We start from the raw sequence: 340 nt of genomic DNA, 5'->3' as shown, positions 1-340 counted from the left end.
GATATCGGGACCGGGGTGCTCCACAACAGCGAGAAGGCGCTGCTGTATTCAGCCGCAGACATGTCCATTGGCGGCGTCATCGGCAGCGACCATCGTGCGACCGGAAGTGCTCGCGAGGTCAACAACACCAGCGCGACCGTCAATGCGGATGGCGCACTCACCATTGCGGCCGATGCGATCAACAATCGCAACGCGCATTTCGAGATCGCCGACGAGAGCAAGCCGGGACGCAGGATCATCAACTACCGGCTGGTGGGATCGTCCGACTTCATCTCGGGAGAGCATGCGCGCATCGTCCACAAGGATAATGGCCAGATCATCGCTGCCGAGAACTGGCGAG

1 protein-coding gene is annotated in these 340 nt (G+C 60.9%); it reads left to right on the top strand.

From position 1 onward, the window contains the following. A partial coding sequence (locus tag ACODSZ_RS23190; protein ID WP_488928659.1) for a hypothetical protein occupies positions 1 to 340 on the top strand: 340 nt, incomplete at both ends.

The organism is Herbaspirillum sp. FG34 (genome assembly GCF_057809315.1).
The sequence above is the reverse complement of the archived record's forward strand: the minus strand, read 5'-3'. Positions and strand labels throughout refer to the sequence as shown.